Source organism: Chloroflexota bacterium (assembly GCA_013152435.1).
In the GTDB taxonomy this organism is placed as follows: Bacteria; Chloroflexota; Anaerolineae; order DUEN01; family DUEN01; genus DUEN01.
The window spans coordinates 37,935-60,200 of sequence record JAADGJ010000035.1; the positions used below are offsets into that span (position 1 = coordinate 37,935).

Annotated in this window: 18 protein-coding genes; all 18 read right to left on the reverse strand. The window is 68.7% G+C overall.

Features of this window, described 5'->3' with window-relative positions:
• Nucleotides 1-2: 2 nt before the first annotated feature.
• A complete protein-coding gene (locus GXP39_04375) occupies nucleotides 3-452 on the reverse strand; it encodes a hypothetical protein (GenBank protein NOZ27277.1) in 450 nt (149 codons plus the stop codon).
• Nucleotides 449-925, reverse strand: coding sequence for a hypothetical protein (locus GXP39_04380; protein NOZ27278.1), 477 nt, complete (start codon nucleotides 923-925; stop codon nucleotides 449-451). Before GXP39_04380 ends, GXP39_04375 begins: the two co-directional genes overlap by 4 nt.
• Nucleotides 922-1,857 (reverse strand): glycosyltransferase family 4 protein, encoded by a 936-nt coding sequence (locus tag GXP39_04385; GenBank protein NOZ27279.1) that lies wholly within the window; start codon nucleotides 1,855-1,857, stop codon nucleotides 922-924. The genes GXP39_04380 and GXP39_04385 overlap by 4 nt, the downstream gene beginning before the upstream one ends.
• A gap of 10 nt (nucleotides 1,858-1,867) precedes the next feature.
• Entirely contained in the window at nucleotides 1,868-3,682 is a 1,815-nt protein-coding gene (locus tag GXP39_04390; GenBank protein NOZ27280.1) for a hypothetical protein, read from the reverse strand.
• Nucleotides 3,675-4,745, reverse strand: a complete 1,071-nt coding sequence (locus GXP39_04395) for a glycosyltransferase family 4 protein (GenBank protein NOZ27281.1) — start codon at nucleotides 4,743-4,745, stop codon at nucleotides 3,675-3,677. Before GXP39_04395 ends, GXP39_04390 begins: the two co-directional genes overlap by 8 nt.
• Nucleotides 4,742-5,893 (reverse strand): glycosyltransferase family 4 protein, encoded by a 1,152-nt coding sequence (locus GXP39_04400; GenBank protein ID NOZ27282.1) that lies wholly within the window; start codon nucleotides 5,891-5,893, stop codon nucleotides 4,742-4,744. The genes GXP39_04395 and GXP39_04400 overlap by 4 nt, the downstream gene beginning before the upstream one ends.
• Nucleotides 5,893-7,032, reverse strand: a complete 1,140-nt coding sequence (locus GXP39_04405) for a glycosyltransferase family 4 protein (GenBank protein NOZ27283.1) — start codon at nucleotides 7,030-7,032, stop codon at nucleotides 5,893-5,895. The genes GXP39_04400 and GXP39_04405 overlap by 1 nt, the downstream gene beginning before the upstream one ends.
• Nucleotides 7,029-8,465, reverse strand: coding sequence for a hypothetical protein (locus tag GXP39_04410; GenBank protein NOZ27284.1), 1,437 nt, complete (start codon nucleotides 8,463-8,465; stop codon nucleotides 7,029-7,031). Before GXP39_04410 ends, GXP39_04405 begins: the two co-directional genes overlap by 4 nt.
• 60 nt (nucleotides 8,466-8,525) lie before the next feature.
• Nucleotides 8,526-9,785 carry a glycosyltransferase family 4 protein gene (locus GXP39_04415; protein ID NOZ27285.1) on the reverse strand — a complete coding sequence of 420 codons (1,260 nt, stop codon included), beginning with the start codon at nucleotides 9,783-9,785 and terminating at the stop codon, nucleotides 8,526-8,528.
• Between the two features lie 4 nt (nucleotides 9,786-9,789).
• Complete coding sequence (locus GXP39_04420) at nucleotides 9,790-11,019, reverse strand: hypothetical protein (protein ID NOZ27286.1); 1,230 nt, start codon at nucleotides 11,017-11,019, stop codon at nucleotides 9,790-9,792.
• Entirely contained in the window at nucleotides 11,016-12,077 is a 1,062-nt protein-coding gene (locus GXP39_04425) for a class I SAM-dependent methyltransferase (GenBank protein ID NOZ27287.1), read from the reverse strand. Before GXP39_04425 ends, GXP39_04420 begins: the two co-directional genes overlap by 4 nt.
• Nucleotides 12,074-13,261, reverse strand: coding sequence for a glycosyltransferase family 1 protein (locus GXP39_04430; protein ID NOZ27288.1), 1,188 nt, complete (start codon nucleotides 13,259-13,261; stop codon nucleotides 12,074-12,076). The genes GXP39_04425 and GXP39_04430 overlap by 4 nt, the downstream gene beginning before the upstream one ends.
• On the reverse strand, nucleotides 13,258-14,376 hold the full coding sequence (locus tag GXP39_04435) for a glycosyltransferase (GenBank protein NOZ27289.1): 1,119 nt from the start codon (nucleotides 14,374-14,376) through the stop codon (nucleotides 13,258-13,260). Before GXP39_04435 ends, GXP39_04430 begins: the two co-directional genes overlap by 4 nt.
• Nucleotides 14,376-15,845 carry a lipopolysaccharide biosynthesis protein gene (locus GXP39_04440; GenBank protein NOZ27290.1) on the reverse strand — a complete coding sequence of 490 codons (1,470 nt, stop codon included), beginning with the start codon at nucleotides 15,843-15,845 and terminating at the stop codon, nucleotides 14,376-14,378. The genes GXP39_04435 and GXP39_04440 overlap by 1 nt, the downstream gene beginning before the upstream one ends.
• A 42-nt stretch (nucleotides 15,846-15,887) precedes the next feature.
• Nucleotides 15,888-16,583 carry a methyltransferase domain-containing protein gene (locus GXP39_04445; GenBank protein ID NOZ27291.1) on the reverse strand — a complete coding sequence of 232 codons (696 nt, stop codon included), beginning with the start codon at nucleotides 16,581-16,583 and terminating at the stop codon, nucleotides 15,888-15,890.
• A 10-nt stretch (nucleotides 16,584-16,593) separates the two neighbouring features.
• Nucleotides 16,594-19,344: an alpha/beta fold hydrolase gene (locus GXP39_04450; GenBank protein NOZ27292.1), complete on the reverse strand. Its 2,751-nt coding sequence runs from the start codon at nucleotides 19,342-19,344 to the stop codon at nucleotides 16,594-16,596.
• Between the two features lie 153 nt (nucleotides 19,345-19,497).
• Nucleotides 19,498-21,336, reverse strand: coding sequence for a glycosyltransferase family 39 protein (locus tag GXP39_04455; protein NOZ27293.1), 1,839 nt, complete (start codon nucleotides 21,334-21,336; stop codon nucleotides 19,498-19,500).
• A gap of 132 nt (nucleotides 21,337-21,468) precedes the next feature.
• Nucleotides 21,469-21,996: a hypothetical protein gene (locus GXP39_04460; GenBank protein NOZ27294.1), complete on the reverse strand. Its 528-nt coding sequence runs from the start codon at nucleotides 21,994-21,996 to the stop codon at nucleotides 21,469-21,471.
• Between the last annotated feature and the right edge of the window lie 270 nt (nucleotides 21,997-22,266).

The following is a 22,266-nucleotide window of genomic DNA, read 5'->3' on the forward strand; positions in this document are numbered from 1 at the left end:
CCTCAGATGCTCCGTAGATATGCGTGAATGACCTCGTGAATGCGACAGGGCGGCGGCTCATACGGTACCGGAACGAACGAGCGCGCCTGCTCCAGCGACTCCTTTAGATCCTCCACCCGACGGCACCAGATCAGATGCCCGTCGCGGGAGAAGATCTCCGCCAGGCTCGCCTGGTGGCCGTGGTAGGTGGCGGGATTGGGCACGCAGACCACCCTCTTCCCCAACCCCAGCGCCTCCACGATCACCCCCAGCCCCGCGTGGCAGACGACCACATCGGCCCGCTCCATGTACGGCTCCAAAGCGGGCGCGTAGCGGAAGTAGCGCGCATGCTCCGGCTCGTAAGCGCCCCGCCCGATCTGCATGAGCACCTCGTCGTCCAGCTCGGGCGCCAGCCGATCCATCTCCCGCACCAGCGCATCGAAGTCCGTATGGCCCACCGTGACGAAGATCACCACAGCCTCCCCGCGTAGATGGCGCCGGGCACCTGCGATTGCAGCTCCGGCCACTGGACGAAGAACAGATCAGCCAGATGCCGCATGATCTTGCCCGTGGTCGTCAGGTAATGAACGGGCGAGGCGGTCTCCACGTAGATCACCCGGGCTCCCATCCACTTGCCCAACAACGAGACCGGCACGGCCAGCCCAGGCCCAGCGCTCAACACCACGTCCGGGCGAACCTGGCGCAGTGCCCGCCTCGCCTGAACCCCAGAGATCACCAGCTTCCACAGGACCCGCCAGGGCGGATCGTCCTGAAAGCGCGGGCGCAACGCCCGGAACACGGGGCCGGGCTGCTGAATCTTGGACTCCGAGATCGGATCATCCTCGGCGATCAGATAGCTGTACTCGTACTCCGGCCCCAGCAGCTCGACCAGACGCACCATCTCCTTGGTATGACCGCCAGACCCCAGGACGACCAAAACCTTCAAGCCGCCTCCTCCATCACCATCCGATACACCTCCAAAACCTGACGGGCGACTCGATCCAGGTCGAACCGCTCTACCGCCGCCCGGCCATTCGTCCGACCATGCGCCAGCGCCCTCTGCAATCCCATCGCCAGCTTCTCGGGGTCGGCCTCCGCCACGACGCACCCTTCCGTCCCGCCGATCACCTCGGCCACGTCGCCGACGTCCACCGAGACCACGGGCAGATTACAGGCCATCGCCTCCTTCACCACCATCGGCGAGCCCTCGTGCGTCGACGTCAGGATGAGGACATCGCAGGCCTGCATGTACAACGGCACCCGGTCGTGCGGCTGCCCGGTGAGCGTGACCAGCGCCGCATCGGTGCCCATCGCCCGCAGGTGAGCGACCGCCGCCTGCGCCAACGGATACCGCTTCTCAGGGCGGAGATCGCCCGCGAATAACACCAGCGGGCGATCCGGCTCCAACCCCAGCGCAGCTCGAGCGGCCGCACGATCCCCCGGCCGGAATAGCGTCAGGTCCACGCCGCAGGGGATCACATGAGAGGGAATGGGCGCCAACGCCCGCTGCATCGCCTGCGAGACCACGATCACCTGATCGGCCCAGCGAGAGGCCCACCGACAGAGCGGCGCCGTCCAGCCCGTCAGCACCTCGATCCCGTGATGGGTAAGCACCAGCGGCCGTCCCCACTGCAACCGGGCGATCCAACCCGAAAACACGTAATGGGCGTGAATCAGATCATACCGGGCGCGACGCAGCTGGGCCCACAGGCGCGGCACACCCCACGCGTAGTTCAGGGAGCTCCGCCGCCCATCCACGTAGAGCACGTCAAAGGTCACGCCCAGCCTCTCCAGGGACGCCACCTGTTCGGCTACGAAGATCCCCGCCGCCGGACGATCCGGCGTGGGATACATGTTGGTCACCAGCAGGACGTGCACAGCCGCCTCGTCACGCCTCGCCTCGCGCCGATGCCTCGCGCAGCGCGGCGGGCAGTGGTCTGGGGTTGGAGAGCAGGATCACGTTCCAACGCGTCCAAAAGGCGTCGAAATAATCGGTGAGCGCCCGGTACACGATCTCGTCGCTCACGTCCTCCCACGGCCGATCGGCGTCCACCCGGCACACGCCCGGCTCGCCTGCAAGGCGGCGATACGCCTCCGACTGCGCCCGCAGCAGCGGCAGCCACTCGTCTCCCCCCTTGCGGGCCAGTGCGGTCTCCGGATCCAGATCCAACAGGAACGTCTCCCGCGGCCGCGGGGCCAGCCAGCGCGCCAGCCGAACGGCCGGATGGGCCCACACGCCCGGATCATCCAGGCGCGCCGCCAGATCCGCCAGCGCGTCCAGCACGTACCGATCCGCCACGACCACCCGGCCGAGCCACAGCCGGGGCCATATCCGGACGAGCACGGCCAGGCTCAGATCCGCCCCCACGATCCAGGGCCAGAGCGCACGCGCCCAAGGCTGACGGAAACGCCGGGCCCGCTCCGCCTCCCGCCGCGCCCGGTCCTCCACCGCCTCAGGATGGCGTCGCATCCGCCGCGCCACCCGGAGCGCGCCGGCCACCAGGGGTGAGCTACCGGGGCGGCTCCACACGCACTCCGTCCGCACGCCGCACTGCTCGAACGCGTCGTGGAGCGCCCTCGCCTGCGTCGTCTTCCCGGACCCGTCCACCCCGCTGATCGCGTACAGGGCCCCCGGCTGGCTCCGGATGCCCACGCGCCGTCGCGTGCCGTACACGGCGTGCACGACGATGTCCCGCAGTCGCTGGCGGGGCTCCCGATCGGCCGCCCGCCACATCTTGGCGAAGAACAGCCGCTTGGAGACCCCAAAGGGGATGGCGAACGGGAACTCCAGCCGCTGGCGCAGCCGCCGATCGAGCGCGCTCAGGAACGCGCCCGGCGCTGCTTCACGGGCGGCCTCCAGCACCTCGGCGGGCAACACAGACCGTCCGCTCAACGCCCGGGCCAGCGCGTCCCACAGCCACAACATCCCCGCCAGCCCGTCCAGCCATCCCTTTCCCTCGGCCGTGGCGAAGACGCGGCCCCAGTCGAAGCCGGGCCGGCGCACCGCGTACCCGGCGCGGGCCAGGTCCACCAGCCGCACGTCCTTGTTCTCGTACAACGCGTGGGCCAGCACGATCGCCAATCCGTCGGACGGATGCGGCGCCCACACCAGCGGATCATCCCCCGCCTGCCGGGCATCTCGCCCCACACGCCGGGCGTCCAGGAAGGGCACGTGCCACTCGATCTGTCCGTGCACGTGCACGGCGCTCACCTCACGACCGGCGTGGAAGCGTTTGAACAGATACTTGCTCGGCTCCTCCAGATGCCGAAGCTCCACATAGCCCAACCGCCGCAGGGCCGCGCGGGCGTCCAATATCCGATCGGGCGGCACCAGGGCGTCCACGTTGTCGCTGGTGTACGGGAACGCAGGCGACGGCCCCAGGGATTTGATGAGCACCGGCCGGATGCCCTCGGCCGCCCACGCCTCGGCCACCTCGGCGAAGGCCTCTCGCTGCGCCCGCCACCGCGCCTCCTCGGCCGCCATCGCCGCCCGCCAGCCGTCCCCGGCATACAGTGGCGCCCCCTCCGGGCGGCTATCCTCTCGTAACCAGAGCAACGGTACCTTGTTACGCTGCAAGAGGCGCAACACATCCGGACCGGAGAGGGGATACGACGGCAACGGGACCGAGATGCCCGAGATGGGCGCCAGCAGCCAGGTGGCCCAGGCCACATCGGGCGGGACGCCGATCATCGCCTCAGACACGGCCGCCTCCCGAGCCCGCCGTCGCCAACAGCGCCCGCGCCGCTCGCGACCACGTATGATCGGATACCTTCCGCCGCGTGTTCACGGGGACGCCCGCTCGCACCGTCCGCACGGCCTCCAGGATCTCCGCCTCCGTCGCGGCGTAGAACAGCCCGTCCCCCTCGTCGAACAGGCGCGGCAATCCTCCGAAGGGGGTCGTCACCACCGGCCGGTCACACGCCATCGCCTCCAGCACGGACAGCGGCACATCGATCGATGAGACCTCCCCCTCCGCATAAGGGGTCGGGAAGAGGTAACAATCGGCCACCTGGTAGATCTCCTCCACACATGGCAGATATTCGGTGATGACGCGCACGCCCGCGGCCTCCAACGTAGCCCTTAACGCCTCCTCCTGAGGCGTGCTCGTGCTGCCCACCAACACCGCCTGGATCCCCTCCCGCGCCAGGTCGGTCAGGAGACGGACGTTACGCCCGCTTCTGAGATGGCCCACGTGTGCCACCACGAAATCCCCATCGGCGAAGCCGTAGCGCGCCCGCAGGGCTCTGCGATCCGCCTCGTCCAGCGGCCGAAAGCGATGGACATCGACCCCGGGCGCCCACCAGATGGGTCGCAGCCCGAGCGTCTGGGTCTGCCGCGCCGTGCGTTCGCTCATGACGGCTATCCGGATCGCCGCCATCCCCGGCACCCGGGCCACGACACGAGAGAGCGATGTCACGGGGCGCGGCTGCAACGCCAGCATCAACAGAGAAGCCCCGCCGGCATAGCGTCGCAGGAGCCAGGCCCGCAGCAAAGCCGCCGCCGTCAGCGACGCCGTCGGCACGTAGATCACGACGTCCGCCCGGCAGTGGGCGACCCGCCGGGCCACCTCCCGCCCGAGCAGCATCCGGTTGGCCGCCACGTTCACGCAGCCCCACTCGGGCACATCCGCCCCGTGAGCGGTCAACAGGCTCACATCCGCGTGGTCACGCAGCGCCCGGGCCAGGCGGACCGTCACCTTCTTGATGCCCTCGTCGGCCGGGGGACGCAACCGCTCGCCGAACACCAGCACCCGTCGGCTGCTCATACCGCCTTCCCGTACGCGGCGGCCAACTCGTACACCCGCTTGTAGGCCGCCGCCACCCTGGACGCCCGAAACCGCTCCGCCGCCTTTCGCGCCCGCTCACCCATGGCCCGCCGCGACGCCTCGTCGCCCAGGATCCGGGCCAGCCGCTCGGCCAGTGCCGCGGGATCGCCCGGCGGCACCAGGAAGCCTGTCACGCCGTCCGCCACCAAGTCGGGCACGCCGCCCACTCGCGTCGCCACCACCGGCCGACCGGCCGCCATCGCCTCCGCCAGGCTCATGGGGGCCGCCTCCTGGCGGGAGGCCAGGGCCACCACCCGGGCCTCCTTTAGCTCGGCCAGCAGGCGTCGATGGTCCAGCAGGCCGAGAAAGCGCACGTGCTCCCCCAGCTTATGGGCCGTGACGTACTCCTTCACCCGGGCGAAATATACCTCATCCGTGCTCCGTCCCGCCACGTGTAACACAACCGATTGCCCCTCGTCGCGCAGGCGCTCGATCGCCGCCACCAGCGTGAGCACGTCCTTCAGCGGCATGATGGTCCCGGTCATCAGCACACGCCCCGGCCGGCCGTCACCCCGCACGGCGAAGAACCGCTCGGGCACCGGGTTGAAGATCACATGCCACCTCGCCCGGCGCCCCCCCAGCCGCTGATACTCGCGCTGCACGTAGGGGCTGACGGCGATGATGTCTCGCACACGGGCCAGGACATAGCGATCGTACAGGCCGGTCAGCCACAGGCTCAGGCGCAGGGATCGCGACCGGGCTACCTCCCGCTCGCGATGGGCGATCCCGTGCAACGTCCACACCGGCGTAAACCCGGCCAGCAACGCGGCGACGGCGTAATGGGAGCCGTGGGCGTTCACCACATCCGGCCGGATCTCCCGCAGCCGTCGGGCGACGGGAACCAGCCCGGTGATCATGTTGGGGATCACGCGGCGGCGCGGCCGGCTCAGATAATGCACGGTCAGCCCATCCTCACGTCGCACCTCGTCCCGCGGGATATCGGAGTGGCAACAGACGACGTGCAGCTCCAGGTCGGGATCGGCCCGCAGCGCGGCGGCCAGGTTGACGGCCACCGCCCGCACGCCACCGGGCACGCGGGCGGGATCGAACGGGTAGAGGCTGACCAGGGCGACCCGGAGCCGAGCCATCAGCCCGCCTCCAGCACCTGACGATACACCGCCAGCGTGCGCTCCGCCACCGCCGCCGCCCGAAAGCGCGTCTCCGCCTCCGCACGGCCGGCCGCGCCCATGACCCGCGCCCCATCGGGGTCGGCCAGCAACGCCCGCAGCGCATCCGCCAGCGCCGCGACGTCCCCACGCGGGACCACGCGCCCCGTGCGCCCATCGGCTACCATGTGTGCCACGCCGCCCACATCGGTGGCCACCACCGGCCGCCCGGCCGCCATCGCCTCGGCGATGACCACCGGGGCGGTCTCCTGGTGAGACGCCAGGGCGACCACGGCCGCACGGCCGTACGCCATCGCCATCTCATCGGCCGCCAGCGCGCCCAGGAAACGGACCTGATCGCCCAGGGCGTGATCAGCCACGTATGCACGGCACACGGCCGCGTAGTCCGGATCGACGTCCAGTTGCCCGACGATCTCCAGTCGGGCCCCTGGCAGGCGCTCGGCCACCACCCGAAACGCCCTCAACAGCTCCAGGATGCCCTTGCGCGGGATCACCCGGGCGGGACACAGAACCAGACCCGGCTCCGGCTCGCCGACCGAGGCGAAGAAGCGATCGTCGATCGGGTTCTCGACGGAATACACGCGGCCGCGCAGCCACCGGCGGTACTCACGCTGGATATACGGGCTGATGGCGATGACGTGCTTCGCCCGCCGCACGCAGTAACGCTCGTAGAGCGCGTCCATCTGCCACCGCAGCCGGTTGCGCCACCCCCTCACCAGCGCCGCCTCTCGGAAGATCACGCCGTGCAGCGTGATCACGGCCGGGCGGCCGCATCCCATCGCCGCATCGACGTAGACCATGCCCGCCCCATGGGCATGCACGAGATCGGGCTGCACGCGATCGATGGCCCGACGAAGCGCGGCGACGTCCCGCCGGTACAGCGTCAGCCGTCCCAGTGGGCGCCGGGGCACCACGTGCACCATCGCCTCAGGACGCTCGACCACACGCGCTTCCTCCCCGGCACGGGCGGTGATCACGTGGACCTCCAGCCGCCCCACACGGGCCAAGGCGGGCACCAGCGTCGCCATCACCGCGTCCACGCCCCCCGCCAGCGCATCGGGCTCCAGCGGATACGGCCCCAGCATCGCCAGGCGCATCACGCCTCCGTCTCCGCCACGGCCGCCTCCTGCGATCCGACGGCGATGCCCGTCACCAGGAAGAAGAGCATATTGGCGAACTGGGCGTTAGCGGCGTCGAAGGTGGAGATGGCGATCCCATAGGCAGCCACTGCCCCCCACAACGCGACCAGCAACGCCGGCTGCCCGCGTTTCAATCGGCGCGTCCGGAGGAACAGCCTCAAACTCACCCACAGAATGGCCGCGAAGAGCCCCAGATAGGGCACCAACGCCAACAGGCCGCCGGATGCGAGGATGAACAGAAAGGTGTTGTGCGGGGATGGGTCCACGTAAATGTTGCGATCCGGGTCCCATCCGTACATCCGGGCGGCCACCTTGCCGAAATTGCCGTATCCGATGCCGAGCAATGGATTGCGGGCGACCATGCGCCGGGTCAAGTCGAAGGCGGCCAGGCGATACTCGATCGGGCGGTAGGAGGAGACCCGCTCACGCACGATCCAGCTCTGACTGATAGGCCCCCAGAAGACGGCGATCAGGATCCCCGCCGTGAGGAGGGTCGGGATCACCACCCGCCGCAACCGTCTCTCATACGCGGACAGGACCAGCAAGGAGACCAGGGCGGCCAACCAGGCGGCGCGCACATACGTCATGGCAACACCCACCAACAACAGGAGGGCGACCACCCGCCCCAGCCAGCGGCGCGCTCGGGAGGACGCGTACAGGCCGGTATAGGCGGCGAAGGGCAGCAACACCGCTTGGGCGGTGCCCATGGAAGCCGGGTTCCCCAACAGGCCAATTACCTTGCGGATGTGCGGGCTGTAGCGGGTCCCCCAATCGCCGCCCCGGAACAGCACCTCGCCGGTGAGCTGCTCCCGGGTTGTGAGCACGGCCAGATAGCTCCCGATGATCAACAACGCCCCCAACGCCCGATCCAGGTCCGCAGGCTTCCGGATCAGATGCCGCGCCAGGTAGTAGACCAGCATCGGGATACCGAAGAAGTCCACCACCGTCTGCACGGCGGAGATGGGCCCCACGGAGGCGGAGAACGCCGAGAGTATGATGCCGACGCCGAAGGCCAGCGCCATCGCATCGATGCCGTTGACCCGCAGCGGCTTCCGCTGGCGACGAGCCATCTGCGCCAGCAGGATCAGGGTCAGGAACCCCGCGCACAGCCGGGTAAGCCCCAGATCGGGAATGCCACGCCCCAGCTTGATATCCAAATAGATGAAGCGGGCGTAGGGAGCCAGGATCATCCAGGCCAGGAAGCCGTCCCGCTGGTCTATCACGAGGAGCAACAGGATGGCGGACAGCCCCACGGCCGTGACGGCCAGCGGCCAGTCCGGGGAGGCCAAAAGCAACCCCAACCCAGCCCCCAGGGCAACCGCCAGGACCCCAATGGCCAGTCGTCCGGCGACCCGCACGGCCGGATGATCGATCAGGCTCCATACCCTCAACACGTCCACACTCCTCGCTCCGATCCCCCCTCACCGCGGGTTCGCGATCCTCTCCCGGCCCTATCATCTCACCATCAGGCGATCATACACGCCCATCACCCCGCGCACGTAGCGCTCCACGGTGAACGCACGCAGCACCCGGTCACGCCCGGCCGCGCCCATCCGCCTCCGCATCTCCCCATCGGCCAGCAGCGCGGCCAGCGCGTCCGCCAGCCGGGGAACATCCCCCGGCGGCACCAGCAGCCCCTCTCGGCCGTCCGTGACCAGCTCCGGGAGGGCGCCGATGTCCGCCGCCACCACCGGGCGACGCGCCGCCATCGCCTCGATCACCACCCGACCGAACGGCTCCGGCTCCACCGGCGTGTGCGCGATCACATCGGCCGCCGCCAGAACCCGCGGCACGTCCGGCCGATGCCCCAGGAAGCGCACATACCCTTCGATCCCCAGCTCGCGCGCCAGTGCCCGCAGCTGGGCGGGATACTCCGGCGCGTAGATCTCCTCCCCGCCCACGATCAGCCCCACCAGGCTGGGCCAGCGATCGATCAGGCGCGCCAACGCCCGCAGGAGCAGATCCTGGCCCTTCCACGGGACCAGACGACCCAACGTGGCCACGACGAGTGCATCCTGCGGGATCCCCAACGCGCGGCGAGCCTCATCCCGGCCCACCTCCACCTCAAATCGACGCGGCTCGACGGCATTGTACACGACCTCACCACGGCCGGTCGGGATCCCCTGCTCCTCGTAGGCCCGCTGCAACGCGCGGCTGATGTAAATGAACCGATGCACCCGTCCGGCCAGCCACCGATCCCCCCACCCCAGCCGGTCGAAGCTGCGCACGTGACACACGCACGGCCGGGCGCACCAGACCGCCGCCAGCAGGCCCGGCCGGCTCATGGTCAACGAATCGTTGAGATGAACCAGATCGGCCCCGCTCTCGCGCATCACCCGGGCCAGCGATCGGGCCTCGGGCAACAGCCGGGTGGCCAGCCGCCGTCCCCAACGGGCCAGGCCCCACGCCCGGGCGAACCAGGGCTGGCGCCACAAACGCCCGGCCACGGGGCTCGCGGCCGCTCGCTGCCCCAACGTGGGAGCTCGACGAGCCCCCACGCCCGTGCGCACCCGCCACACCGGGACATCGAGCGCCTCAAAGCGGGCGCCGGCCGGGCTGCGCGCCGACAACACCACCATCGGCTCCCAACGGGTACGATCCAGATGCGTCAGGAGCAGCAGCAAGCTATAGATCGACCCACCAAAGCCGGGGGCCAGGTCCACGTACAGGACCCGGCGGGGCCAGGCGCCCGTCGGATGTCGATCGGGGAGCACGATCCTACCCCGCCTGCGAGGCCCGGCGTCCGGCCTGGGGCCGCAAGCTCTCCAGGAACTCCAGAAGGAACGCCAGCACGCCGCCGGCCAGCAGGCTGAGCACGGCCCCGACCAACGCGATACGCCCGAAGCGGGAGGGGGCCGGTCGTTGCGGCGGCCGGGCCGGCTCGATGACCTGGAGATACCCCAGGCTGAGCGCCTGATCCTGCTTAAGCGTGGCCTCGTTCGCCTTGGCCCGCAGGAACTCGTAATTCGAGCGCGCCTGATCGACCGCCATCTGCAGCGAGTCCCACTCGGCCGTCAGCCCCAGCAGCGCCGCCAGATCCGCATCACGCCGGGCCGCCAGCTGCTCATACTCCGAGGCCGCCGTCCGCTGCGACGCCGCCTCCACCGCCTGGGCCGCGGCCATCGACTCGTAGTCTCGCGCCTTCTGGCGATAGTACGCCTCCTCCTCCTTTGCCCGCTGCAATGCGTCCTCGTCCTCCGCCGCCCGGGCGGCGGTCACCTTACGGGCAGCGGCGTTCGCCCACTCCTTCATGTTGCGAGCCAGCGTCTCATATTCGGCCTTGAGCGCCTCCGCCTGCCGGGCCGCGATCAGGGCATTGTCCCGTTTGGAGCGCAACGAGCGGATCGTGTCCTGATACGCCAGGATCTCCCGGTCCAGCGACCCCACGTTGTTCTGGAGCTTGAATTTCAGCAGCGCATCCTCGGCCGCCGCCAGCTCCTGTTTGGCGCGATCCAACTGCTGCTGGATGAACTGCCCGCTGGCCACGGCCGGGCGGGCGCGCACCTCCCGATAGTACTTCAGCGCGTTCTCCACCAGGGCGGTGGCGATCTCCTCGGCCCGCTGTGGGCTGTCCCCCTCCACCGAGACGATGATGAACTCCCCATCCCGCGTGGCCGTGATCCGATCCAGCAGATCCGACGCGCTGATGTTCAGATCGAGCTGGGCGATGGTGCGCAGGGCCACCAGGTCCGAGGTCACGGCGGAGATGAAATCCTCCTGGGTGGCGATGATCTGATCGCTCAGGGTGACGTTGCGAACCTGCGTGAACAGCGTCACCTCCTCCGGCTCCACGGGCAACACCTGCAACCGCACGGACGCCCGATAGACCGGCTTCGCCGTGAGCGCGCTGTAGCCAATCACGCTCATGGTGGTGATGAAGAGGAGCGCTACGATCCACAACCGCTTGCGCAACACGGCCCAATATCCCAAAGGTTGTCCTTCCATCATCTTCCCTCACCCCGGCGGCGGGTAATTTCCCTCGTGGACGCCGCCGAGCGGCCCACGAATCGCCCCTGCCCCTCCCGCTTGCGAAAACAGAGCGTCAGCTCCGGCAGCAGGGCGGTGCCGGGAACGCGCAGCGGCCGCAGGACCGCTCTCTCGACGGCCCGGGCCGCACCCCACACTAGCACCTTCGCCGCCCGGCGCGCCGGCGACTGCCCCGGCCGCGCCAGAGAGGCCCGGGCGTAGGCCGCGATGTCATCCCCTCGCTCGACGTTCAGACATACGGCATCCCCACCCAACGCCCGTCGGATCTCCCAATAGGTCACGCCCCGGATCCCATCCGCCACCAGATCCTCAGCCGTCTGTTCAGGCCGGATGCGGTCGCTGCGCCAGCGGGCGTACCGCCACGCCAGCCCCAGCGGCATATAGGGGACCCACCACAACCCGGTGGTGTGATGATCCTTGGGCCACAGCCGGTTGGGCGTCTCGGCGACGATGAGATGTCCACCGGGCCTCAGTGTGCGCCAGATCTCCCGGAGATGCGCGGCGCGCTGATGGGGCGGGATATGCTCCAGCACGGCATTGCACACGGCCAGATCTACGGCACCATCGGGCAGCGGCAGGTGCGTGGTATCCGGCACATGGTGGATACGCACGCGCCCGTCCAATCCGGATTCCTCCACACGCCGACGGGCGATCTCGGCAAACGTCGCATCCGGCTCCACGCCGTAGACCCGCGCCGCCCCCAGCCGGGCCAGCGCGATGGAGGAGGCCCCGCAGCCGCAGCCGAAGTCCAGAACCACCCGGTCGGCGATCGGCACGAACCGCTCGATCACCCGCCCCAACGGGCGCTGAATATAATCCGGATCCTCCGCCCGGGCGATCTCATCCCGCAACCAGGCCGCTCCCTTGGCGGCCAGGATCATCTCCAACAGCTCTCGGGTGTAAGCGGTCGTGAACTCGCTGTGGTGGACGACGCCACCGAAGCCGAATTGCCTCCCCTCGATCACCACGTGGCGCAGGCCATTCCGCTCCTCGATGCGCACCGTCACCGGCTCGGTCACGCACGCCCCTCCGTCCGCCGCAGCGCCTCGGCCACCAGCTCCGAGATCTGCTCCACGCGGGCATCCCAGTTGTGCTCCGCCACAGCGGCCTGCCGACGCCGCACGTGCTCCGGCGAGTCCTCCTCCAACGCCGCCTCGATCGCGGCCACCGCCTCCTCGACGGATCGGACCACATGCACCAGCCCGGGGAACCCGCGTGCGGCCGGGATATCCGTCGCCACCACAGGCCGGCCGCACGCCAGGTACTCGTACAATTTCAGCGAGTCGATGTTGCGCGTCCATTCGTTGCGCTCATACGGCAGCAGACAGACGTCACACACCTTGATGTGATGCGGGACCTGAGACACCTCTACGCGCCCCAACATATGCACGTTGGGCAGATCGATCAATCCATCCGCCTTGTGCGGCTGGGTGTACAGGCTCAAGGGCCCCACCAGCGCGATGCTCCAGTCGGGTCGGGCCAGGGCGATCCGCCGCACGAATTCGTAATCCAGCTTCTCGTTCAACACGCCCACATAGCCGATGATCGGGCGCGGCAGGGCCGCCATGCGCAGGGGCACGGACGGATCGGCCGCGGCCGCGGCGAAGCCCTGCACATCCGCCGCGTTGGGCACCAAATAGGTATGCGGATTCAGCGGCCGCTTGGACTCCACCAGCGCCTGAGAGGTGACCAGCACCAGATCCGCCCGTCGGATCAGCTCCGCCTCAGCCCGCCGCACAGCCTCCGGATCGCGCACCGCCGCATAGGCGGAGTATTCATCCGAAACGTGGTAGATCACCAAACGCTCGTCACACGTGCCCACCACATCCGCCTGATAGTAGCGGGTCAACCACAGCAGGGGACGCCCGAACCCCAGTTGCCGCATGGTGCGGCGCATGGCCCGCGTCCGCAGCATGCGCGTCAGGTCGCCCAGTCGCAGACGCCGTCCGGCGATGGGGGCATAAACCGGATCCCGATACACCCACAGGTTCTCCCGCACGGGCACGGCCAGGGGGCGACGCAGATCGCGCCAGCCGATCTCCCCCCTGCGCAACTGGCGCAGCACGGGACGCAGGTAGGCGCGCGGCTCCACCCACAGGACCTTGTTCCGTCGCGCCAGGCGGGTCATGATCTGATGGCGATTGCGCCAGATGTCATCCCAGGGGCCGGGAGCGAAGCAGACGATGCCATATCCCTCGATCATGGCCTTCGCCTCCGAACCCGCTGCCTGGCGCGGGCCACGGCCTCCTGATAAGCGGCCAGATGCTGACTCGCCAGCTCGCCCCAATCCTGATCGCGAGCGTACGCCAGCGCCGATGCGCCCGCCGCCTCCAGGTCCAGATCCCGAGCGCGCACCAGGGCGGCGGCCAGCGCCGCCTCATCGCCCGGGTCATACAACACGCCTCGCGCCCCCTCCCCCACCAGCCTCGGGAACGGCCCCAGGCGCGGCGCCACGATGGGACAGCCGAAGGAGAACGCCAGCAGGGCGCTGCCCGACGTCACCGCCCGCCGATAGGGCAATACGCAGACGTCGGCCGCGTTCATGTAATCCTGCACCGCGTCGTCCGGGACGTATCCCACCTCTATCCGAATGCGCGGGTCCACGGCGGCCCGCCGCAGGATGTGCTCCACATACTCGCCATCGCGAGGCCGGGCGTTCCCCGCCACCAACAGCCGATCCTGCTCCCGGGCCACGTAGCGGAACGCGTCCAACAAACGGTCCAGCCCCTTATACGGCCGGATCTGCCCAAAGAAGAGGTAGACGAACGCATCGTCCGGCAGATCCAGGCGGCGGCGCGCCTCCTCCCGGGAGCGCACGTTGGGGTAGATGTCCATGTAATGGCCGTGGGGGATCACCCAGACGCCCCGACGCCGACGTCCCCAGCGGAGCCGCCGGACCTCCTGCGCCGTCTCCGGATCGTGCACGTGCACCACATCCGCGCGACGCAGCAGCCAGATCGTCACCAGCCGATCCAGCCACGGCCAGCGCGTCTCGTGCGGCAGCAGGTTATGCACCGTGTAGACCAACGCCACGCCTCGCGCCTGCAAATCCGCCAGCACGCCCAACAGCAGGCCCGACACCCGCACGCGGCCCCACGCCGTCTCCGCCTGGCAGAAGAGGTCCGGCCAGTGCAGGTGCAGCACGTCGATGCGGTCGCCATACGCGGCGGCCCACGCGGGCGAGAGCTCGGCCGTCGCCCACCAATCCAGGCGAGGGGCGCGCTCCTGCAACGAGCGCCCCAGGAGCATCACATAGGGGTTCTGCCGCACCCTCGTCGCGTGCACCACCCGCAACGGGCCGACCTCCGGCGTCGCCATCACTTCATCTCCTCGACCGCGCGGCCGGGCCACCACGGCACCGCCCGGATCAACCTGCCCGTCTGGCGACGCGCCTCGCCATCCACCAGCCAGATCAGCGGCAGGTACGCCATCCCCATCACCAGGCCCGCGATGAGCAGCCCGATCAACGGCCGCGTGTGGGAGAACGTCTGCACAACCCGCCCCGCGCCCGCGGCCAGCATCGCACATGCCAGCGTGGGCCCGATGATGCGCATATACTCGAAGACGGGCGCATCCAGGATGCGGTTCACCAGCCAGGCGCTGATGAAGAAATCGACCACGGCGACCCCCGCGGAGAGCGCGCTCACCCCCACAATGCCGAACCGTCGGGTGATCGGATACAACAGCGCGGCCATCGTCAGCAGGCGCCAGGCAGCGATGTACGCCAGCCACTGCGGCCGCCCTCCCGCCCGGAAGATGTTGCCCATGTTGGCGGCGATGGAGCGGATGAACCCGTAGATGGCCAGCAACTGCATCGGCAGGATGGCGGGAGCCCAGGTATCGCCGTAGAGGGATCGGACGAAGTCCGGGGCGAAGACCACGGTAGCCACCGCGATGGGGGCCGAAAGCCAGGCGACGGTGCGCACGGCGGTGAAATAGGTGCGCCGCACCTCGGCCAGCTGGCCACGCATCCGGGAGAAGGCCGGGAACATCACCTGATTGATGAGCCGGGTGATCTGCGTGGCGGGAAGGTTGGAGATCTTATAGGCCAGGCCGTAGAAGCCCAGGGCGGCATCCCCGTTCAGCTTCCCCACGAACGCGTCGTCGATGTTGGTGATGAAGAAGATGAGCACCCGGGCGCTGATGATGTGCTTGCCATAGCCGAAGAGATCCCGGGCCAGGTCCCAGCGGAACCGGAAACGCGGCCGCCAGGGGCAAACCCACCAGACCGACGCCGCCCGGAGGCCACTCTCCAGGAGCTGACCGTACACCAGGCTCCACACGCCGAACCCGCTCAGGGCCAACGCGATCGAGAGCACGCTGCCGCCGAACCCGGCGATCAGATCCGGCGCCGCGCGGCGCCGGAAGTCCAGCTCCTTGGCCAACAGGACGTAGGGCACCTGGCCGAAGGAGCCGATCACCATGATCAGGGCCAGGACGCGCAGCACCGCCGTCAGGCGAGGCGTCGCGAAGAAGTGCGCCACGGCAGGCGCTCCCACCGCCGCCACCCCATATAGGATCAGGCTCATGGCGATGATGGAGAAGAAGGCGGTGTGCGTCGCCTCCTCTACGTCCTCCTGGCGGTAGATGAGCGCCGCGCCGAAGCCCAGCTCCTGGAAGAACTGCAGCGAATTGATGGCCAGCAGGGCCAGGGCCACCAGGCCGAAGTCGGCCGGCACCAACAGTTTGGCCAGGATCAGGGTGGTCAGGAAGGAAACCAGACGCGAGGCGACGGTCGACAGCGCGACCCAGAAGAGGCCAGAAGCAACCTGCCGCTTAAGTGCCATATACACGAACCCCGACCGCATGGGCGGGGCACACCGACCACCTCATGCGGCCTCCTTGTATCCGATGATCAGGAAATCGCGGGCCAGGAGCGAGGGCAGGCGTCGAGCGGCCCACACGTAGACATCGTATATGCCCGGCCAGCGGAGCCACCCGGGGTAAAGCCCCGGCACCCACAGGCTGGCGTTGCCGTCCACCTTACGCACGACCACCCCCCGCTCGGCCAGCAGCGACCGCACCTCGGCCAGGGTGAAGAAGCGAAGGTGCAGCCAGTCGGTCGGGCTATTCTCCAAATAGGGGAATCTCCCCCGCAACAGCCACAATCGGAAGCGCCAGTGGGCGATGTTGGGCAGGGAGATGACGAGCCGCCCCCCCGGCCGCAACACTCGCGTCAGCTCGTCGAAGACGTGCTCGAATCGTACCCGATGCTCCACCTGCGAGTCGGACACCACCACATCGAAGGCGCCATCCGGAAAGGGCAACGGTCCATCGTCCAGATCCACCCGACACACGGGGACGCCTCGCTCATGGGCCCGCCCGGTCGCCACCCGGGACAGATCGGTCCCCCAGACCCGCGCCCCCTGGGCGATCAGCATCTCCGCCAGCACGCCCGGACCGCAATCCACCTGGAGCACGCGCTCGCCGGAGCGCACGTAGCGGGCCAACAGCGCCAGCCGCCGCCGATCGAAGGTGTCCCCCTTCTCCCGCCAGTACGCGTCATAATAGGCGGCGAAGTCCATACCACCGCCCTCACCAGCGCCACAGCGCGGGCAAGTATATGCGCCGCTGGCGATAGTACGCGAAGTCCCACTGCAACACCTGGCCGCTCACCAGGCTGATGCCAATGCTCGTATCCCCCGCCGGCCGGAAGCCCTCCGGCGTGCCCGCCACCAGCGTATACGTCCCCGGCGTCACGCCGGTGAAGGCGAACAGCCCATCCTGACCGGTGACCTGGCTATCCACGACCGCCTGCCCCTGCTTCAACGTGATCTCCACCCCGGCGATCCCCGGCTCCTCCCCCTGGCGGACCCCATCCTGGTTGAGGTCCTCGAAGGCATACCCTCGCACCTCGCTCGCGGGGGGCGTCGGAGTGGGCGTTGGGGTCGGGGTCGGCGTGGGCGATGGCGTCGGCGTGGGCGTCGCCAGCGCGTACACGATCGTCAGCTTGGGACGATTGACCCAGTAGCCATCCGCAGATACGAAGGCGAACTCCTCCTTCTCGTCGTATTCATCCTTGGGAGGGGAGGACCGCACCACCACGCCGTAATTCGCCTCCGGCGTGGTCAGCCACGTCTTCACCAGGTCCGTCACATCCCAGCCATACCACCGGTCGATCGCGCCGCTGGCGGTGGACTGGACGAATCGCGTGTCGGCGGGCTGGGACGCGATGTCCCCCGGCATCCCGTTGGCGCCCGGGCTCGTCCAGGTCTCCCCCACCTGGGGCCGATTCCAGGTCGCCTCCCCCACATCCCAGGAGCGGGACATCGCATGCACATCGACGGGCACCTGGGCGTTCGTCTTCGGCCCGGTATCGGCGTACAGGCTGAGCACAGCGCCGCGCAGCCAGGCATCCTGGGGGACCCGGCCGGCCAGATCAAAACGCAGCAGCGCATTGCGGATGGTCTCCGGGCCCTCATGCCGCACGCGCAGGCGCTGGTTGGCCGCGTAGTTCGCGTCCGGGAACCAGCTATCCAGGAAGGTGTCCACCGTCCCCGTGTAATCGGCGCCCTGCTGCAACGTCACCGTGGCGTAGGGCATGGGCGACTCGCCGGGGTAGATGCGGTATCGGTGCGCGCCCGAGTCGATCGTCACCGTGACCAGACGCCCCGAGGAGATGGCGGGGGCGACGGAGAAGGCGCCGGTGTTCTTGTCCAGGTCCTCCAGGATGTAGCCAGCGGGCGTCTCCCCGCCCGGCGCGACCGCCTCCAGATCGAACCCCACGGACGCGCCCACGTCGTCCTCGACGGTGGCCAGCACGGTGCCATCCGCCGGATCGTAGAGCGCCGACCAGATCGAGGTCCAGTGATGCTGACCCTGGGAGACGTTCACCCAATACGTGCGCCCGGGCTCATCCCGCCGGAACGAGACCTGGCGGGGCATATCCCCCCGGGTCCACTGCGATAGCCAGTCCAGATACGCGTTGGCGAAATTCGGGTATCGATCGCCGTGCCCGCCCGGATGCCACCACAGCTCCACGTGGTCCGGGTTGTACCGCTGGATCTGATTGTACCAATTCTGGGCGTGATGCGGGGCGACCTTGGTGTCCGTCTCCCCATGGACGATGAGCAGCGGCATGTGCCGGAAGTTGGGCGCGTACTGGACCAGCGAGCGGCGCACGTAGCAATACGGGTTCTCCTGTGGGGTCTGCTTATCGATGACGTAGTGGTTGGTCGCCTCGTACAGGCCGCACTCACGACGCAGGTAGTTGAGATCCACCGGGTTGGGCGTGGTCCCCCCCTCCTCCACCGGCCGCATCTCGTACTCCCATTTGATCAGGTCCGTCGGCCCGCTATCGGCGACGACGGCGGCGATCTCCTGGGGCCATTTGGCGGCCACCAACCCGGCCGTGATCGCCCCCAGCGAATGCCCCACCAGGTAGATCCGCGACTCGTCCACGTTGTAGTGATCCTTGATCCACCGGATGGCGTCCATGACGTCCCACTGCGAGGCCCGGGCACCGAACACGTGGTGCCCCACCGTCTGCCCCTGATCGCCGGGGTTGGTCTCCCCGTGCATCTCCGGCGAGGCCAGCAGCCACCCCCGCGCCTCGGCCGCGGCCGAGAAGTCCAGGATAGGATCGACGCGCGTCCCTCCCAGCCCGTGCAGGGCCACCAGCAGCGGCACCGGCTGGCTGCCGTCATAGCTCGGCGGGAGCTGGATCTGCGTCCACGTGCCCTCGTTCTTGTAGGTGCTCCAGTTGTTGTAATAGGTGCTGGGGGCGACGAACTCCTCAAAACGCACCCCGTTCACATCCGGCCCCGAGACCTGGATCTTGGCCCGCACCAATCCCCACCCGGCCCGGTCCACCGAGTTGTTCACCAGCCGAATGCGGTTCACGCCGTTCACCAGGATGGAGGGATCGATCTTCCACTCCACCCGCTGCTCTTCCGGGTAGTTGATCTCGCAATAAGGGCCGTTGGTGTACGGGTCATTCCGTTTGGGCTGACCGATGAAGTGATCGTTGACGTAGATATAGTTGTAGGCGATGGCGCCCACGTTGAACTCATACGCGATGAGCTTGGCCTCCGTGGGCGTGCCGGTAAACCGCAGCACGACCTCCTGCTCCACCTCGTTCACGCCCGGCGTATACGCGTCGGGGCCCACCGGCATGCAGGTGGTGATGGTGGAATCGGCCACGCCCGTGACGTTTGGCGCGGCCACGCTGGGCAGAGGGGCCGCGATCCCCACCGGCAGGACGAGCGCGAGGATGAGGACAAAGAACGCCCACCCCGGCACGCGCCGGGGCCTTCCATGAATGAGCGATGATCGTAGGATCCGCATAGCTTCCCTCAAACGACGCTGGCGCAAGTATAGCACAAGGGGATGCAACCGCAAACTACTTTACGTCTATCCATCACGACGGCTTCCCATTCCTCATCGCGCGAGGCCATGAGACCGAGATGAACATCTCTCCGGAGGAACGTGACAGTTTTTTCACGGTCCGCCCCCCGACAGCCGATAGACCCGGATCTCCGGCCCCAACGCTCGCGGCCCCGGAACGAACTGCGCGATCGGCTTCCCCTCCCACAGGCCCCGATAGAACGCCTCGCGTTCCGGCGCCGTTCCCCGCCCCACGTATCGATTCCAGATATAGCTGCTGATGAACAGGTACTCCACCCCGCGATCCCGATACCAGGCCAGAGGTTCCTCCGCCAGGGAGAAGCGACGCTCCTCCACGAACCGTCCGGGGGGCACCTGGATCGTGTACGCCTCATAGGCCACGTGCGTCCCCGGAGGCAACTGGGACAGCGCCCACTCCGTCGCCTGCTGTCGGGTGTCCGGCTGCGTGCGCAGCCAGTCGTAATAAAGGCTCTGATAGGCGGGCCACACGGCGGCTCCCCCCACCAGCAAGGCCAGCCCAATCGAGGCCGCCTGCGCCCCCCAGCGATCCGACAGTCGCCCGGCGACCAAGAGGATCCCCCGGCCGGCCAGCAACGCCTCGAACGGCATTAAGGGCACCGCCCAGCGCTCCCATTGCAGCCCGGCCGTCAGGATGACGAGGCTGTACAGCCCGGCGAACCCCAGGGCCAGCCCGTCGTCCCGACGGGGCCGCGCCAGGATCAACGCCAGCCCCAGCCCGGCCAACAGCTGGATCGGCAGCCCAACACCCCAGTTCAGAGGCAGCCGCAGGTAGAACCAGAGGTTATCCAGCACGCCCGCGCTGGACGCCCCGGGGTGCTGGCTGCGAGCCTCACGGATGATGTGCCACGCGGCGGTGCGATAATCCAGTGCCACGTACGGCGCGCTGAGGAAGAAGGTCAGCACGGCGACGCCGATGAGTCCCCAGAACGCACGCTCCCGGGCCAGCGCCTCCAGCCGAGCGATCAGCTCCCCGGCCCGAGACCGGGCGGGCGACCACAGAACCGCCAGCATGCCCCCTGCGGCCAAAGCCAGAATCCCCAACCGCGCCAGGTTGTAGAAGTACAGCGCGGCCTGTCCGGCGATGCTGTCCACCCGCCCGTCGCTGGCAAAACGCCCCAGCCAGCCGGCCACCCGGCCGGGTCCCGCCCACAAAGCCACCCCGAACAGAAGCCCTAACACCACCGCCCCGGGCACACGCCACCGATACAGGCGGTCGCTCCACCGCCCAGCCACGTCCGGGCGGGGAGGTGTGTGAATCGCCAGCGCCACGATCAACGGCAAGGCGACCAGTGCCACCGGGTACTTGGTGGCGACGCCGAAGCCGAGGCAGGCCCCCGCCCACAGCCAGTTGCGGCCGACCCCGTCCTGGGCCATGCGCAGGGCCAGCCATGTCCCCCACACAGCGAAGAAGGTGGCCGGCACATCCGACGTGGCATGCTGGCTGGTGATGTTGTGGAGCTGACTGACGGCGAGGAACAGAGCGGTGATCAGGCCCAACCGCACGCCCCCCACGCGGCGCCCGACCCCATACGCCAGGGGGATGGTTCCCACGCCAAAGACCAGCGTCACCAACCGGGCGATCAGGTACCACAGCGTGGGGTCGGCCTGAAACGCAGCCAGATAGTCCGCCCGCCCTGCCCAGGCGCCGGCCGCCCGGCCGACCAGGTAGACCACGGCATACAGGAGGCCATCCAGGTACATCAGCGTAGAGGATGGATGGGTGAACTTACGAGGGTTCAGATCGCCGGTGACCACGAACCCCACCGCCTTCTCCACCACCTCTCGCTCGTCCACGTGATAGATGAGCGGCAACCCGAAGTTGATGCCGAACAGCCGCAGGAGCAACGCGGCGAACAAGATGCCATACAACGGCCTGGGCCAGCCATGGCGCTTCCCCGGCAGGGCGAACATCCTCACTCCACAGCGTCAAGGTGTAAATAGAGCGATGCGGCAGCCGGACAGCCGCCGCATCGGATCACTCGCTTCCATTATACGTTCCCACCAGGGTCGGGTCAAACCCCACACGACGCGTGACCGATCAGATCACTCCACGATCACCATGGGCAGGTAGACATCCAGCCCGTCCCGCCGGCCGAAGTTCACCTCGAGCGAGCTGCCCGGCGCCGCGTTCACCAGCGGGTTGAAGTCCGTGGTGCTGTAGTAGCCGGCGGGCCCCGCCGCCCGCAGCCGATAGGTCCCAGGCGGGACCTGGGCAAAGGTGTAGCGCCCCTGCGCGTCCGCGTCCTGCGTCTGCACCACCGATCCCTGAGCGTTCAGCAGCAGGAGACGACTGCCCGGAAGCCCGGGCTCCCCCGCGCCACGGACGCCATCCCCGTCCTGATCATCCCACACCACGCCGTGGATCTCCGCGGGCTGCGGCGTGGCGGTCGGCGTGGGAGTGCGGGTCGGCGTGGGGGTCAGGGTCACCGTCGCGTACACACCGAAGTCCCATCCGGTCTCGCCGCCCGCCGGGACGTACAGGAGCGCCTGGGAGGCCGTGGAGAACGCGTATCCATCGGGCGCCACAGCGACCAGCAGATACGTCCGATTCGGCGTCACGTCCGCAAACAGATAGCTCCCATCCGGCCCCGACGTCTCCGTGGCGACCCGCGTGCCCGCGAAGTAGAGCTCGAGGCGCACGTCCGGCTGGCCGGGCTCCCCCGCATCCCGAACCCCGTCGCGATCCACGTCGTGCCATACGACGCCGGTCACCCGTCCCATGGGCGGCGTGGGCGTAGGCGTAGGCGTGGGCGTGCTCGTCGGCGTGCTGGTGGGCGTAGGTGTGGGCGTCGGCGTGCGAGTCGGCGTCGGCGTATCGGTGGGAATCGGCGTCAGCGGCGT